12 protein-coding genes are annotated in these 15929 nt (G+C 70.3%); 7 read left to right on the forward strand and 5 right to left on the reverse strand.

Going from position 1 to position 15929, the window contains the following annotated elements; genetic code table 11:
* Nucleotides 1–26 precede the first annotated feature (26 nt).
* Together CSC68_RS07320 and CSC68_RS07325 are read right to left on the reverse strand one after the other, a co-directional pair.
* Nucleotides 27–443 carry an energy transducer TonB gene (locus CSC68_RS07320; protein ID WP_162202877.1) on the reverse strand — a complete coding sequence of 139 codons (417 nt, stop codon included), beginning with the start codon at nt 441–443 and terminating at the stop codon, nt 27–29.
* A gap of 3 nt (nt 444–446) precedes the next feature.
* Nucleotides 447–791, reverse strand: coding sequence for a 4a-hydroxytetrahydrobiopterin dehydratase (locus CSC68_RS07325; RefSeq protein WP_162202878.1), 345 nt, complete (start codon nt 789–791; stop codon nt 447–449).
* Between the two features lie 117 nt (nt 792–908).
* On the opposite strand from CSC68_RS07325, the gene CSC68_RS07330 reads away from it, so the two are divergent.
* The 6 genes from CSC68_RS07330 to CSC68_RS07355 all read left to right on the forward strand — a co-directional run bounded on the left by CSC68_RS07330 (nt 909) and on the right by CSC68_RS07355 (nt 9610).
* The gene (locus tag CSC68_RS07330; protein WP_162202879.1) at nt 909–1505 is read left to right on the forward strand and encodes an NfuA family Fe-S biogenesis protein; all 597 of its coding nucleotides are present in this window, start codon (nt 909–911) and stop codon (nt 1503–1505) included.
* Between the two features lie 45 nt (nt 1506–1550).
* Entirely contained in the window at nt 1551–3371 is a 1821-nt protein-coding gene (locus tag CSC68_RS07335; protein ID WP_162202880.1) for a hypothetical protein, read from the forward strand.
* A 65-nt stretch (nt 3372–3436) separates the two neighbouring features.
* Nucleotides 3437–4565 (forward strand): peptide chain release factor 2 gene (prfB, locus tag CSC68_RS07340; RefSeq protein ID WP_162202882.1). Its coding sequence is split into 2 segments (ribosomal slippage): nt 3437–3511 and nt 3513–4565, totalling 1128 coding nucleotides; the frame shifts between segments, so codons are not numbered across the junction.
* A 123-nt stretch (nt 4566–4688) separates the two neighbouring features.
* On the forward strand, nt 4689–6218 hold the full coding sequence (gene lysS / locus CSC68_RS07345) for a lysine--tRNA ligase (RefSeq protein ID WP_162202884.1): 1530 nt from the start codon (nt 4689–4691) through the stop codon (nt 6216–6218).
* A 91-nt stretch (nt 6219–6309) separates the two neighbouring features.
* Entirely contained in the window at nt 6310–7443 is a 1134-nt protein-coding gene (rpfG, locus tag CSC68_RS07350; RefSeq protein ID WP_246193482.1) for a cyclic di-GMP phosphodiesterase response regulator RpfG, read from the forward strand.
* Nucleotides 7436–9610, forward strand: a complete 2175-nt coding sequence (locus CSC68_RS07355; RefSeq protein WP_162202887.1) for a response regulator — start codon at nt 7436–7438, stop codon at nt 9608–9610. Before rpfG ends, CSC68_RS07355 begins: the two co-directional genes overlap by 8 nt.
* A gap of 48 nt (nt 9611–9658) precedes the next feature.
* Here the strand turns inward: CSC68_RS07355 and CSC68_RS07360 are convergent, their stop codons facing one another.
* Complete coding sequence (locus CSC68_RS07360; protein ID WP_162202888.1) at nt 9659–10522, reverse strand: crotonase/enoyl-CoA hydratase family protein; 864 nt, start codon at nt 10520–10522, stop codon at nt 9659–9661.
* Nucleotides 10523–10701: 179 nt separating this feature from the next.
* Complete coding sequence (locus CSC68_RS07365; RefSeq protein WP_162202890.1) at nt 10702–12408, reverse strand: long-chain fatty acid--CoA ligase; 1707 nt, start codon at nt 12406–12408, stop codon at nt 10702–10704.
* Between the two features lie 92 nt (nt 12409–12500).
* On the opposite strand from CSC68_RS07365, the gene CSC68_RS07370 reads away from it, so the two are divergent.
* Nucleotides 12501–12971 carry a nuclear transport factor 2 family protein gene (locus tag CSC68_RS07370; protein WP_246193483.1) on the forward strand — a complete coding sequence of 157 codons (471 nt, stop codon included), beginning with the start codon at nt 12501–12503 and terminating at the stop codon, nt 12969–12971.
* A 73-nt stretch (nt 12972–13044) separates the two neighbouring features.
* On the opposite strand, the gene acnA is transcribed toward CSC68_RS07370, so the two are convergent.
* Nucleotides 13045–15798 carry an aconitate hydratase AcnA gene (gene acnA, locus CSC68_RS07375; protein WP_162202891.1) on the reverse strand — a complete coding sequence of 918 codons (2754 nt, stop codon included), beginning with the start codon at nt 15796–15798 and terminating at the stop codon, nt 13045–13047.
* Nucleotides 15799–15929 lie beyond the last annotated feature (131 nt).

A 15929-nucleotide genomic window follows, 5' to 3' on the forward strand; every position in this document is an offset into this window, starting at 1 on the left:
TGCCTTGCAGGGGGAGGGGGCTGGCCTCAGGGACGGCGGCCGGCGTCCAGGGCGAAGCACTCGTCCGGACGGACCTGCGGCGGAGTGAAGTTCACGGGGACCTGGATGGTGCGCGCGATCGGCTGGCCGCCGCGGGTGGCCGGGCGGAACTTCCAGCCCTGGACCGCTTCCTGGGCCAGGCGGTCCAGATCGTCGTTGCCGCTGGTGCGCAGCAGGCTGACCCGGGTGGGGACGCCCTCGGTCCCCACCTCGACCTGCAGCACGCTCTGCCCACCGATGCCGGCGCAGCCCAGTTCGATCGGGTACTGCGGCGGCGGGGTGTCGATCGCCGCGATCTCGGTGGGCGGCGGTACCGGCGTGGCCTGCTGTGCCTCGTCGCGGCCGCAGGCAGCCAGCGCCAGGGCACAGGCGAGGCCGGTCACGGGAAGGATCCAACGGTCCATGGTTCAGTCCTCGATCAGGGCGGCCGCCTTGGCGGCGCAGATGAAGTCGTTCTCGCTCAGTCCGCCCACGTCGTGGGTGGAGAAACGCACCACGCAGCGGTCGTAGTGCACGCCGAGGTCGGGATGGTGGTCTTCCCGGTGGGCGATCCAGGCCAGCGCGTTCACGAAGGCCACGGTGTGGTGGTAGTCGCGGAAGCGGAAGGTCCGTACCAGGGCGCGGCCGTCCTCGGCCAGCTCCCAGCCGGGAACCTGCGGCAGCAGTTCGGCCACGCGGGCCTGTCCGAGGCGGTGCTCGACGCCCTTGCGGGGGATGCAGTGCGCCTGCGACAGCGGAATGAGGTCTGGCATGCCGATCCGTTCTCCATCTGCCGGCGGATGATCCGCATGGCGGCGTGCACGCAGCGTTGCAGCCGGACGTGGCACACCGGCTGCGGGAGGGTGCCGGGACCCGGCTAGAATACCCGCATGATCAATATCTCAGACACCGCGCAGTCGCATTTCCGCAAGCTGGTCGAGCGCGAGGGCATCCCCGGACTGGGCGTGCGCCTGACCGCAGTCGATCCGGGCACCCCGCGCGCCGACGCGCGGCTGGAGTTCGCCGAACCCTCCGAGCTCGCCGGCGACGAATGGGCGGTGGATTGCGAGGGCTTCACCCTCTACGTGGCGGCCGACAGCGTGCGCTGGCTCGACGGGGCGGAGATCGACTACGTCTTCCAGGGCACCGGCGCGCAACTGACCATCCGCGCGCCGAAGATCAAGGGCGAGGCGCCCGGCGAGGCCGCATCCCTGGTCGAGCGCGTGCGCTGGGTGATGGAGAACGAGATCAACCCGCAGCTGGCTTCGCATGGCGGCCGGGCCACCGTGGAGGAGGTCTCAGCCGACGGCACGGTGTGGCTGCGCTTCGGTGGCGGCTGCCACGGCTGCGGCATGGCCGACGTCACCCTCAAGCAGGGCATCGAGAAGACCCTGATGGCGCGGGTGCCCGGGGTCACCGCGGTACGCGACGCCACCGACCACGATTCCGGTTCGGCGCCGTACATGCCGCGCGGTCGCGCTGGCTGATCCGGCGGCCTTGCGGTGACGCGGGCGGCCGAAATCATCCAGGCGTTGAACGCGCGCGAACGCGGCCGCGTGCCGCTCGAGCGTAGCACCGGCCTGCCGTATGGCTGGGCGCTGTGGATGAAGGCGGTGCGGGCCGTGCCTACAGGTTCCGTGGTGCGGCCGGACGAGGTGGTCGCGCTGCTGGCCGCGCGGCCGCCGGCACCGTGGCCGCGCGGCGAGGAGCTGGACCGCTGGCAGGCCCTGCTGGCGCTGTTCCGGCAGGGCTGGCTGCCGGCGCCGCGGGACGAAAGGCCGCTGCGGGCGGTGGCATGGACGGGCAGCGCGGCACTGCACGTGCTGTTCGTGGTGCTGCTGGCGTGGATCTCCTACCTGCAGTCGCTGTTGCCGCCACCCCGCCAGGCGGGCGGTGGCGGGGGCGACCGCATCGGGGTAGGCTTCGTCGAGCGCGGCGAAGGCGCCGCCGGCAGCGGCACGCCGGAACGGCAGGCGGAGCCGGGGGCGGCGGACGGGGATGTCCAACGCCCTGCCAGCCGGCAGGCGTCCCGGACGAACCCGACGACCCGGCAGACGGCCCGGGCAACGCCCGCCACGGTGCAGCCGGCCGAGGCCGCGGCGGAGGAAGAGGCGGCATTCGACGTGCCGCCGGTGGCGGCCATCACGCCGGTGGAGGTGGATGTCCCGCAGCGTCCCGCACCGGCCATGCCCGAGGGGCGCGGCCGCGAGGTGCCGATGCCGGAGCCGGAGGTCGACGTCACCGGGGTGCCCGCGCCGCAGGTACCCGTTGCCGTGCGCGAGGTCGCGATGCCCGGGCCGCGCCTGCAGGTGCCCGAACGCGAGGTGGCGGTGGTCCAGGCCCCGGCGATCCAGGCGCCGCGTCCGCGCGAGGTCGATGTCCCGCTGCCGGTGGCCCGCGAGCCGGAATTGCGCCAGCGCGAAGTCACCGTGGTCGAAGCGCCGGTGGTGCCCGCGGCCACGGCGACGCGGCCGGTGGAGGCGCGGGCGCCCGAAGCGCGCCTGCCGGAGCTGCGCCAGCGCGAGGTCTCCGAACCGCTGCCGCCGGTCGCCGTGGCACCGCCGCAGGTGCCTGCGCGGCAGCTGGAGCCGCGGCCACGCCCGGTCGAGCCGACCCTGCGCCAGCGCGAGATTGGCATGCCTGCAGCGCCAGCGTCGGCGGCCGCCACGCCTGACAGCGGGCCTGCGGAACCTGCCGCGACGCCGCCGACGGTGCATCCAGCGCCAGCGTCGCAGCCATCCCCGCGGGCCGCGCCGTCCGCCGTGGCCGGTGCGCCACGACCGGCACCGCCCGGCGCAGGCCAGGCCAGCGGCGCATCCGCCCGGCAGGCAGGGCAGCCCGGATCCGATCCCTGGGCGAACACCATGGCCGACGACCGCTGGGGCCCGCCGGCGCGGGAGGGTGCCCGGGCGCCGGGCCTGTTCGATGCCGAGGGGCGGGCGCGCCTGCCCGGCGACGGCGCGGGGCAGGGCAGCGGCCCGGGCCAGGGCGTCGCCGAGCGTGGCGCGCCGGGTGGCGACAGCGACACCTGGACGCGCGAGCGGATCGAACAGTCCGGCACCTGGCTCAAGCGCCCGCCGTACGACCACCAGCCCACCAGCTTCGACCGCTACTGGGTGCCCAACGAATCGCTGCTGGCCGAATGGGTGCGCAAGGGCATCAAGTCGGTGGCGATCCCGATCCCGGGCACCAACGGCAAGCGGATCAACTGCGTGGTCTCGCTGCTGCAGCTGGGCGGCGGCTGCGGGATCAGCGATCCCAACCTCAACGAGCAGGCGGCCGAGGCGCGTCCGCCGCCGGAGGTGCCGTTCAAGCCGGAACTGCAGGAAGACAACGGCAGCGTCCGGCCCTGAGCCGCGTGGGCAGGGCCGTCATCCTGCTAGAATCGGCGACCGCTTTTCACCTGCCAGTCGACGCCATGATCGAGCTCAATCCCATCCGCCAGCGCATCGCCGACCTGACCGGTCGCGTGGTCTCGCTACGGGGGTATCTTTGACTACGACGCCAAGAAAGAGCGTCTGGAAGAAGTAAACCGCGAACTGGAACTGCCCAACGTCTGGGACGACCCGGAACGGGCGCAGGCCCTGGGCCGCGAGCGCGCCATGCTTGAGAAGACCGTCGGCGGCATCGCCTCGGTGCTGGAAGGCCTGGAGGGCTCCACCGAGCTGCTTGAGCTGGCCGAGAGCGAGCAGGACGAGGAAACCGCCCTGGCGGTGGTGGCCGACGTCGACCGCTTCGAGAAGGAGATCGAGAAGCTGGAGTTCCAGCGCATGTTCTCCGGGCAGATGGACGGCGCCAACGCCTTCGTCGACATCCAGGCCGGCGCCGGCGGCACCGAGGCCCAGGACTGGGCCGAGATGCTGCTGCGGATGTACCTGCGCTGGTGCGAATCGCGCGGCTGGAAGACCGAGCTGCTGGAAGTCTCCGGCGGCGACGTGGCCGGCATCAAGTCCGCCACCTTCCGCGTGGAGGGCGAGTTCGCCTACGGCTGGCTGAAGACCGAGACCGGCGTGCACCGCCTGGTGCGCAAGAGCCCGTTCGACTCGGACAACCGCCGCCACACCAGCTTCACCTCGGTGTTCGTCAGCCCCGAGGTCGACGACAAGATCGACATCGAGATCAACCCGGCCGACCTGAAGACCGACGTCTACCGCTCCTCGGGCGCCGGCGGCCAGCACGTCAACAAGACCGAATCGGCGGTGCGCATCACCCACGTGCCCAGCGGCATCGTGGTGGCCTGCCAGACCGAGCGCAGCCAGCACGCCAACCGCGACCGCGCGATGAAGATGCTGGCGGCCAAGCTGTACGAGCTGGAGCTGCAGAAGCGCAACGCCGAGAAGGACGCGGTGGAGGCCACCAAGTCCGACATCGGCTGGGGCAGCCAGATCCGCAACTACGTGCTGGACCAGAGCCGGATCAAGGACCTGCGCACCGGCATCGAGCGCAGCGATACCCAGAAGGTGCTGGACGGCGACCTGGACGAGTTCGTCGAGGCCAGCCTCAAGGCCGGCCTGCAGGTCGGCGCCAAACGGACCGACGCGGCCTGACGCGCGGCGGCCCCGGCCGCCAGCCCGCCCCCCGCGTCCGCAAACACGACGACAGGCCCGGCGCCGACAGCGCGCCGGGCGCCCCGAATCCAGGCGCGCCCCGCGCCACGTCCGGTCCAGAACATGAGCCAGTCCAACGAAACCGCCCCTGCCGTCGCGCCCGTCGACGAGAACCACCTGATCGCCGAGCGTCGCGCCAAGCTTGCCGCGCTGCGCGAGCGCGGCATCGCCTTCCCGAATGACTTCAAGCGCGCCGACTACGCCGGCGACCTGCAGGCCGAATTCGCCGACGCGGAAAAGTGGACCGGCGAAGCGCTGGAAGCGCTGCCGCGCACCGTGGCCATCGCCGGCCGCCTGATGGCCAAGCGGGGGATGGGCAAGGCCAGCTTTGCCCAGGTGATGGACGAGTCCGGGAAGATCCAGCTGTTCCTGCAGGGCAACGTGCTGGGCGAGGCCTACGAGGCGTTCAAGTCCTTCGACGTGGGCGACATCATCGCGGTCGAGGGCGGGTTGACCCGCACCCGCACCGGCGAACTGTCGGTCAAGGCGACCAGCCTGCGCCTGCTGGTCAAGTCGCTGCGCCCGCTGCCGGACAAGTGGCACGGCCTGGCCGACGTGGAGCAGCGCTACCGCCAGCGCTACGTCGACCTGATCGTGACCCCGGAAGCGCGCGAGGTGTTCGTCAAGCGCAGCAAGATCATCCGCGCGATCCGCTCCTGGCTGGACGAGCGCCGCTTCCTGGAAGTGGAGACGCCGATGATGCATTACATCCCCGGCGGCGCCACGGCCAGGCCCTTCGTCACCCACCACAACGCCCTGGACCTGCAGCTGTACCTGCGCGTGGCGCCGGAGCTGTACCTCAAGCGCCTGGTGGTCGGCGGCCTGGAGCGGGTGTACGAGATCAACCGCAATTTCCGCAACGAGGGCGTGTCCACCCGGCACAATCCCGAGTTCACCATGCTCGAGCTGTACGAGGCCTACGCCACGTACCACGAGATCATGGACCTGACCGAGAACGTGATCCGCGACACCGCGCAGGCGGTGCTCGGCACCACCGAAGTGGAGTGGGAAGGGCAGAGGATCGACCTGGGCCCGGCGTTCCGCCGCTGGCGCATGGACGAGGCCGTGCGCCACCATAACCCGGAGATCAGCGCCGCCGATTGTACCGACCGCGACGCGCTGCTGCGCCACTGCGAGCGCCTGGGGATCAAGGTCAAGCCGGCCTGGGGCTGGGGCAAGCTGCTGCTGGAGATCTTCGAGGCCACGGTCGAGCACCACCTGGTGCAGCCGACCTTCATCACCGACCACCCGGTGGAGGTCAGCCCGCTGGCGCGCGCCTCGGACACCGAACCGGGCTATACCGACCGCTTCGAGCTGTTCATCAACGGCAAGGAGCTGGCCAACGGCTTCTCCGAGCTCAACGACCCCGAGGACCAGGCCCGGCGCTTCCAGGCGCAGGTCGCGGCCAAGGAGGGCGGCGACGACGAGGCCATGCACTACGACGCCGACTACATCCGCGCGCTGGAGTACGGCATGGCCCCGACCGGCGGCCTGGGCATCGGCATCGACCGCCTGGTGATGCTGCTGACCGGCAGCACCTCCATCCGCGACGTGCTGCTGTTCCCGTACATGCGTCCGGGTCAGCCCGGCTGACCGACCGGCGTGTCCGTCCGGACACGCGGATGCCGCCCCCGCCGGAACTTCGGTGCCGGCGCGGGGTCGCACCGGTATGGAACCGGTGCAGATGCCGCGCAGCGGCCCCGCGCGTTATGCTGCGGGAAGGATCACGGGCGGGACGGGCACGGCCTTGGATATCGCCATCGTCGACGACCAGGCATCGGCGCGCACGATGCTGCGTCACATCATCGAGGACATCGCCTCGGAGCTGAAGGTCCACGACTTCGGCGACGCACGCCAGGCCCTGGCCTGGTGCGAGGAGCATCCCGTCGACCTGCTGCTGCTGGACTACCGGATGCCGGGCATGGACGGCCTGGAATTCGCGCGCCGCTTCCGGCGGTTGCCGAGGCACCGCGACATCCCCATCATCCTGATCACCGTGGTCGGCGACGAGCCGGTGCGGCAGGCGGCGCTGGAAGCCGGCGTGATCGACTTCCTGGTCAAGCCGGTGCGCCCGCGCGAGCTGCGGGCGCGCTGCCACAACCTGCTGCAGCTGCGGCAGCAGGCCGAGACCGTCAAGCAGCGCGCGCTGTCGCTCGAGCAGCGCCTGCTGGCGAGCATGCACGAGGTCGAGGAGCGCGAGCGCGAGACCCTGTCGCGCCTGGCGCGGGCGATCGAGTTCCGCGACGCCGGCACCAGCGCGCACCTGGAACGCATGTCGCGCGTGGCCTCTTTGATCGCCGAGTCGATGGGCCTGCCCGAGGAAGAGGTCAGGATGATCGAAGCGGCCGCGCCGCTGCACGACATGGGCAAGATCGCCATCCCGGATTCGGTGCTGATGAAGGCCGGCCAGCTGAGCCCCGAGGAAATGGCGATCATGCGCCGGCATCCGCGGATCGGCTACGAACTGCTCGCCGACAGCTCCAACCGCTTCATCCAGGCCGGCGCGCTGATCGCGCTGCGCCACCACGAGCGCTGGGATGGCAGCGGTTACCCGGACGGCCTGGCCGGCGAGGCCATCCCGCTGGAGGCCCGGATCGTGGCGGTCGCCGACGTGTTCGACGCCCTGATCTCGCGTCGCCCCTACAAGGAAGCCTGGAGCATCGACGCCGCGCTGGCATACCTGTGCGCCCAGCGCGGACGGCTGTTCGATCCGGCCTGCGTTGACGCGCTGCTGCGCGCGCGCGACCGCCTGGTCGAGATCTGCGAGCGGTTCTCCGAGGCCTCCGCCCGTCCGGCCGGGGAGGCGACCCGTGCGTGAACTGGCCGCCTGGCTGGAGCAACGCCTGTCGCGCCGCCCGGACAGCGAGCACGGCCAGGCGCTGGTGCGCGTCGCGCTGATCCTGCTGATCCTCTGCTACGTGCTGCTGCCGTCCTCGCGCGCCGGGCTGGACCCGGCGCAGTACCGCGACGTGCTGGCCATCGTGCTGGGCGGGCTGGTGCTGAGCCTGGGGATCTTCTCCGCGCTGCTGGCGTGGCCGGGACGCTCGGACGCGCGCCGCGTGGCCGGCATGCTGGCCGACTACGGCCTGATGGCCGCCGGCATGATCCGCATGGGCGAGCCGCTGGCCTGGGTCTACATCGTGGTGATGTGGGTGACCGTCGGCAACGGCCTGCGCTACGGCAACCGTTACCTGGTGGCCGCGGTGGCGATGGCCGTGGCCAGTTTCGGCTCGGTGCTCCTGCTGACCGATTTCTGGCAGCAGGTGCTGCCACTGGGCGTCGGCCTGCTGGTGGGACTGGTGGCGGTGCCGATGTACCTGTCGAGCCTCCTGCGCCAGCTGACCCGCGCCACCGACGAGGCGCGCCGCGCCAGCGAGGCCAAGAGCCGCTTCCTGGCCAACATGAGCCACGAGTTCCGCACGCCGCTCAACGGGCTGGCGGGCATGACCGAGCTGCTGTCGGCCACGAACCTGGACAGCGAGCAGCGCGAGTGCGTCCGTACCATCCAGGCCTCGACCCGCAGCCTGATGGGCCTGGTCGAGGACGTGCTGGACATTTCCGCGATCGAGGCCGGCAAGGTCAAGCTCAACCTGGAGGACTTCTCGCCGCGCGAGGCCCTGGATTCGGTCGGCCTGATCCTGCAGCCGCAGGCGCGGCAGAAGCAGCTCGACTACCTGGTGGTGGTCGAGGACGCGGTGCCCGACCAGGTGCGCGGCGACGCCGTGCACCTGCGCCAGGTCCTGCTCAACCGGGTCGGCAACGCGGTGAAGTTCACCGATTCGGGGCGGGTGCGGATCGACGTGTCGGTCGTCGGCGCGGGCGAGGGACAGGTGGTCCGCCTGCGCTTCGTGGGCAGCGACACCGGCATCGGCATTCCCGAATCCATGCGCCACCGCCTGTTCGAGGCCTTCGAGCAGGCCGATGCCGGCCTGGCCCGCCGCTACGGGGGCACCGGCCTGGGCACCACCATCGCGCGCGGCCTGGTGGAAGCCATGGGTGGCCGCATCGGATACGAGAACCTGGAGCCGCGTGGCAGCCGCTTCTGGTTCGAGGTTCCGTTCCAGCCGGCCAGGCCCGCGCGGCACGCGGCGGTACTCGATGCCGGCCAGCATGGCGCCGGTGGCCACGGCAAGGTCATCGCCTTCGCCGATCCGTTCCTGCGGCACCGTGCGCGGGTGCGCAGCATGCAGGTGCTGGTCGCCGACGACTACGAGGCCAACCGCATGGTCCTGCAGCGCCTGTTGCAGAAGGCAGGCCACCGCGTGACCTGCGTGGCGGGAGGCGAGGAGGTGCTGGACGCGATTGCCGCGCGCGACTACGACGTGGTCGTCGTGGACCTGCACATGCCGGGCGTCAGCGGGCTGGACCTGCTGCGCCAGCTACGTGTGATCCAGGCCGGGGGCGGGCCCCGCACGCCGGTGGTGGTGCTCAGCGCGGATGTCACGCCCGAGGCGATCCAGGCCTGCGAGAAGGCGGGCGCCTACGCCTTCCTGGCCAAGCCCGTGGCTGCCGCGCGCCTGCTCGACGTGCTGGCCGACGTGGCGCTGCAGCGCGGCCGGCAACCCGGGCCTCCGGCCGCGCGGCCCGCGCCCCCCGCCGGCGCCGCCGTGGCGTCGGTCCTGGATACGTCGGTCCTGGACGAGCTCGCGGCGATGGGCATGGGCGAGGCCTTCGAGCGCGAGTTCGTCCGCCACTGCCTGGCCGACGCGGATGAATGCCTGGACTCGATCCGGCAGGCCGGCGAGGAGGCCGACTGGGCGCGCGTGCGCGACCACGCACATGCCATCAAGGGCGTGGCCGCGAACATGGGTCTGGTCCGGGTCGCCGACCTGGGTGGAGCACTGATGCGGCTGCCCGAGTGGCAGATGCGCGGCGAGTGGCGGGGGCACGCCGCCGCGCTTGCCGATGCGCTGGCGCAGGGCCGGCAGGCCGTGGAGGCGCGGCTCGGCGCTTCCGGCGAGGCGCGCGACGGACACGATTCCTGACCGGGTCGCGCCACGGGCCCGGCCGCGCCGGGCCACGTGGCCACCTCCTCAGCCCGCCAGGCCGGCCCATCGCTCCTGCGCGCGGACGATCCGCTCCATCGTCCGCAGCGACTTCGCGTCCAGGGCCAGGGCCGTATCGACCCAGACCTCGGTGATCCGCAGGAGCTCCTCGCAGGAAACCGGCTGGCCGATGCCGCGCACCGCGTTCATGGCCAGGTAGGCATGCGGCGCTCGCTGGTGCCTGCGGATCAGCTCGTGGACCGCGGCTTCACCTTCGCCCCTGGGCACCAGCACGTCGACCACGCCCAGGCGATGCATTTCCTCGCTGCTGTACACCTCGCCCTCGAGGATCATCCTCTCGGCCAGGCGGGGGCTGACCCGCCTGCACAGGAAGGAGTACGCGCCCATGCCCGGGAACAGCCCGAACAGGACCTCGGGCAGGCCCATCCCCACGCCTTCCTCGGCCACGATGGTGTGGCAGGCCAGCGCCATTTCCAGGCCGCCGCCCAGCGCGTCGCCCTGGACCAGGGCCACGGTGTGGACGTCGCCGCCGAAGCCGGTGTGCAGGTGGTGCACGCCCTCCACGCAGCGCCGCGCGTACGCCAGCAGCCGGTCGCGGTCGCCGGCGCGGATCAGGCGCATGAACAGTTCCAGGTCGCCGCCCAGGTTGTAGGCACCGGCGGCCGATGCCAGCACGAAGTGGCGCAACCTGCCTGGAGTGCGCTGTTCCGGCGGCAGGGTCATGGCGCTCATGTGGCGCCACATGTCCTCCAGCATCTCGAACCGGCAGCAGGGGCGGATGCCGGTGTGGGCGTCGGCATGCATGTACAGCCAGTGGGCGCTTCCGTCCGCAGGTCCCTCGACGCGGATCGTGGGGTAACGGGCGAGGCGCAGCGTCTCGATGGTGTTCATGGCCAGTCTCCGGGGGTGCCAGGGGGGTGGTCGTGCATTGGGGCGTACGGTCCTCGTACGCGGCCGATGCTACACCCCGGTCCACGCCGCCCCGGCGGCAAGAAAAAAGCGCGCCGGTTTCCCGGCGCGCTCCATGTTCCATCCGGCAGGGCGGGGGAGCGGCGCTCCGCCGCGACCCCTCAGTGCGTGGCCGCCGGCTCGTCCTTCTTCGCCTGCGCCGGCTCGCGCAGTTCCTTGCGCAGGATCTTGCCGACGTTGCTCTTCGGCAGCTCGTCGCGGAACTCGATTTGGCGCGGCTGCTTGTAGCCGGTCAGCGCCTGGCGGCAGTAGGTCTTGATGTCCTCGGCGGTCAGGGCTGGGTCCTTCTTGACCACGAACAGCTTGACCACCTCACCGGAGTGCTCGTTCGGCACGCCGACCGCGGCCACTTCCAGCACGCCCGGCATGGCCGCGACCACGTCCTCGATCTCGTTCGGGTACACGTTGAAGCCGGAGACCAGGATCATGTCCTTCTTGCGGTCGACGATGTAGACGAAGCCCTTCTCGTCGATCCGCGCCATGTCGCCGGTGTGCAGCCAGCCGTCGGCGTCGATGGTCTTGGCGGTCTCCTCCGGACGCTGCCAGTAGCCCTTCATCACCTGCGGCCCCTTGATGCACAGCTCGCCGATCTCGCCCAGCGGCAGGACCTTGCCGTCCTCGTCCTTGATGCACACGTCGGTGGAGGGAATCGGCAGGCCGATGGCGCCGTTGAATTCCTTGATGTCCAGCGGGTTGATGCAGGCCGCCGGGGAGGTCTCGGTCAGGCCGTAGGCCTCGACCAGGGTCACGCCGGTGACCTTCTTCCAGCGCTCGGCCACGGCGCGCTGCACGGCCATGCCGCCGCCCAGGGCGATCTTGAGCTTCGAGAAGTCGACTTCCTCGAAACCGGGCGTGTTGAGCAGGCCATTGAACAGGGTGTTGACGCCGGTGATCGCGGTGAAGCCGGAGGTCTTCAGCTCCTTGACGAAGTTCGGCATGTCGCGCGGGTTGGTGATCAGGTGGTTGAGGCCACCGAGCTCCATGAACACCAGGCCGTTCGCCGTCAGCGCGAAGATGTGGTACAGCGGCAGGGCGGTGATGATCACCTCCTCGCCGGGGCGCAGGTCGTTGGGGCTCAGCCACGCCGAGGCCTGGCGCATGTTCGCGACCAGGTTACGGTGGGTGAGCATCGCGCCCTTGGCCACACCGGTGGTGCCGCCGGTGTACTGCAGGAAGGCGATGTCGGACGGGTCGATGTCGACCTGCGGCAGCGTGTGGCGCTTGCCCGCGGCCAGCGCGTCCTTGAAGCGCACGGCGCCGGGGATGTCGTACTCCGGCACCATCTTCTTCACGTACTTCAGGACGAAGTTGACGATCGCGCCCTTGGGGAAGCCCAGCATGTCACCGAGGCCGGTGGTGATCACCTGCTTCAGCGGGGTCTCGGCCAGCACTTCCTGCACGGTGTGGCCGAAGTTGTCGACCACCACGATCGCCGCGGCGCCGGCGTCGACCAGCTGGTGCTTCAGCTCGCGCGCGGTGTACAGCGGGTTGACGTTCACCACGGTCAGGCCTGCGCGCAGGATGCCGAAGGTGGCGATCGGGTACTGCAGGCAGTTGGGCATCATCAGGGCGACGCGGTCGCCCTTCTTCAGGCCGAGCTCGCCCAGCAGGTAGGCCGCGAACTGGTTGGCCAGCACGTCGGCTTCGCGATAGGTGATGGTCTTGCCGAAGTTGCGGTAGGCGGGACGGTCGGCATAACGGGCAACGGTCGCGTCGAAGACCGCGGCCACGGACCGGTACTGGTCCGGATCGATTTCAGCGGGCACACCTTTCGGATAGCTCTGCAGCCAGGGACGATCCGGATTCATTGAGCTCCCTCCCGAGGAGTAATCTTGCGTCTGCATCGGTTCTGCCACGCCGTGCGAGGGCCGGCGTCTGGTTGCGGAGCATACCGTTACGGATGGAAAAGTCGAAGGAGATGCTGCCTATGGACATACCCGCGGCGCCCGTCAAGTGGGCTCTCGCGCTCGTCGCCGTGCTGGCCCTGGTAGCCGCTTGCGCGCGCAATTCCCCTGAAGAACAGCTCCGGGGCACGCTTGCACGGATGCAGCAGGCGCTGGAGGAGCGTGCCCCGGCGCGCTTCATGGAGCACGTGGCGGAGGATTTCGTCGGCAACGGGGGGATCGATCGTGATGCGCTGCAGCAAGCCGTGCGCGCGCAGGTCCTGGCCAACCAGCGCATCGGCCTGACCCTGGGACCGGCCGAGGTCGACATCCGCGGCGAAACGGCGACCGTACGGTTTTCCGCGCTCGCGACCGGAGGCAGCGGGCGCCTGCTGCCGGAACGGGGAGGCGCCTGGGAGGTCACCACCGGCTGGCGGGCCGAGGATGGCCAATGGCGCCTCTACCATGCGCGATGGGACCGCCGCTGACGGGGCGGTCTCCGGTCGGCACAAAAAGAAAGCCCCGCCTGCGCGGGGCTTTCCATTCCGAGGGCGGGGCGGCTTATGCGGCCTTGCGCTGGGCCAGCTGGCGCAGCACGTACTGCAGCAGGCCGCCGTGCCTGAAGTACTCGACTTCCTTCGGCGTCAGCAGCAGCACGTGGACATCGAACTCCACCACGCGGCCGTCGGCCTTGCGCGCGGTGACCTTCGCGGTCTTGCTGGCGCCATCCTGCAGCCCGTCGATGTCGAAGGTCTCGGTGCCGTCCAGGCCCAGCGACTGCGCGTTCTGGCCCTCCTTGAACTGCAGCGGCAGCACGCCCATGCCCACCAGGTTGGAGCGGTGGATGCGCTCGAAGCTCTCGGCGATCACCGCCTTGACCCCCAGCAGGCTGGTGCCCTTGGCCGCCCAGTCGCGCGAGGAGCCGGTGCCGTATTCCTTGCCGGCGATCACCAGCAGCGGGGTGCCGGCGGCCTTGTACTTCATGGCCGCGTCGTAGATCGACATCTTCTCCGGCGGGTTGCTGCCGAAGTACAGGGTGTTGCCGCCTTCCTCGCCGCCGAAGAACAGGTTCTTGATGCGGATGTTGGCGAAGGTGCCGCGGACCATGACGTCGTCGTTGCCGCGGCGGCTGCCGTAGCTGTTGAAGTCCGCCGGCTGCACCCCGCGCGACTGCAGGAAGCGGCCCGCCGGCGAGTCCTTCTTGATGTTGCCGGCCGGGGAGATGTGGTCGGTGGTGATCGAATCGCCGAACAGGCCCAGCACCCGCGCGCCGTGGATGTCGCCGATCGAGCCGACCTCCATGGTCATGCCCTCGAAGTACGGCGGGTTCTTGATGTAGGTGGAGGCCTCGTCCCAGGCGTACAGCTCGCCATCCGGCGATTCGATGGTGTTCCAGCGGTTGTCGCCCTTGAACACGTCGGCGTAGTTCTGCTTGAACATCTCCGGGCCGATGGTCGAGGCGATGACGTCGCCGATCTCCTTGCTGCTGGGCCAGATGTCGCGCAGGTACACCGGCTGGCCGTCGCTGCCGGTGCCGATCGGCTCGGAGGTCAGGTCGATGTCGGTGGTGCCGGCCAGGGCGTAGGCCACCACCAGCGGCGGGCTGGCCAGGTAGTTCATCTTGACCTCGGGGTGGACGCGGCCCTCGAAGTTGCGGTTGCCCGACAGCACCGAGGTGACGACCAGGTCGCCGGCGGCGATGCCGGCGCTGACTTCCGGCGGCAGTGGGCCGGAGTTGCCGATGCAGGTGGTGCAGCCGTAGCCGACGATGTAGAAACCGACCTTCTCCAGCTCCTTCAGCAGCCCGGCCTTGTCCAGGTAGTCGGTGACCACGCGCGAGCCCGGGCCGAGCGAAGTCTTGACCCAGGGCTGGCGATTGAGGCCGCGCGCGGCGGCATTGCGCGCCAACAGGCCGGCGGCGACCATCACCGCCGGGTTGGAGGTGTTGGTGCAGGAGGTGATCGCGGCGATCACCACCGCGCCGTCGCGCAACTTGACCTGCTGGCCCTCGATCTCGACATGGGCCACGCCCTTGTGCAGCGCCTCGTTGCCGACCGCGGCGGTGCCGCCTTCGGCGATGAAGTCGGCCACCTCGGGATCGCGGCGGTCCCGCGTGGCGGTCAGCAGGGCCGCGTTCTCGCGGTAGTTCTTCTTCATGTCGCCGAGCAGGACGCGGTCCTGCGGACGCTTCGGCCCGGCCAGCGACGGGCGCACGTCGCCCATGTCCAGCTCCAGCACCGAGCTGTAGCTGGCGTGCGGGCTGTCCGGGGTGTGCCACAGGCCCTGCGCCTTGGCGTAGGCCTCGACCAGTGCGATCTGCTCCTCGCTGCGGCCGGACAGGCGCAGGTAGTTCAGCGACTCGGCGTCGATCGGGAAGATGCCGCAGGTGGCGCCGTATTCCGGGGCCATGTTGCCGATGGTGGCGCGGTCGGCCAGCGGCAGGTTCTGCAGGCCGTCGCCGAAGAACTCGACGAACTTGCCCACCACGCCGTGCTTGCGCAGCATCTGGGTGACGGTCAGCACCAGGTCGGTGGCGGTGGAGCCTTCGGGCAGCCTGCCGGTGAGCTTGAAGCCCACCACCTGCGGGATCAGCATCGACGAGGGCTGGCCGAGCATCGCGGCCTCGGCCTCGATGCCGCCCACGCCCCAGCCCAGCACGCCGATGCCGTTGATCATGGTGGTGTGCGAGTCGGTGCCGAACACCGTGTCCGGGTAGGCCCAGGCCTCGCCATCCTTGTCCGCGGTCATGACCACGCGCGCCAGGTTCTCCAGGTTCACCTGGTGGACGATGCCGGTGTTCGGCGGCACCACGCGGAAGCCGTCGAAGGCCTTCTGGCCCCAGCGCAGGAAGGCGTAGCGCTCGCGGTTGCGCTCGAACTCGATGCGGCCATTGATGTCCAGTGCGTCCGGCTTGCCGAACACGTCGACCTGCACCGAGTGGTCGATCACTAGCTCGGAGGGGATCAGCGGATTGATCTGGCTGGCGTCGCCTCCGAGCTTGACCACCGCGTCGCGCATGGCGGCCAGGTCGACCACGCAGGGCACGCCGGTGAAGTCCTGCAGGACCACGCGCGCCGGCATGAAGGCGATCTCGGTGTCCGGCTCGGCCTTCGGATCCCAGGTGGCCACGGCCTCGATGTGCTCCGGCAGCACCGTCACTCCGTCCTCGTGGCGGAGCAGGTTCTCCAGCAGGATCTTCATCGAGTAGGGCAGGCGGGCCAGGTCGAAGCGCTCGCCCAGCCGGGGGAGGCTGGCATACGTGTAGGACTTGCCGCCGACATCCAGGCGGCTGCGGGTGGCGAAGGAATCGCGCATTGCGAGGCTCCTCTGGCTGGGGTTTGGGGGGGCGCCGCCATCAGGCGGCTGAAGGTTTCAGCTGGCTATTATTGGTCCGTCCGCATGACAGGTCCGTCTTCGCCCGCCCAACTGTAGGCCAGCGGACGGTA

The organism is Pseudoxanthomonas suwonensis, from assembly GCF_010093235.1.
Classification (GTDB): Bacteria; Pseudomonadota; Gammaproteobacteria; order Xanthomonadales; family Xanthomonadaceae; genus Pseudoxanthomonas; species Pseudoxanthomonas suwonensis.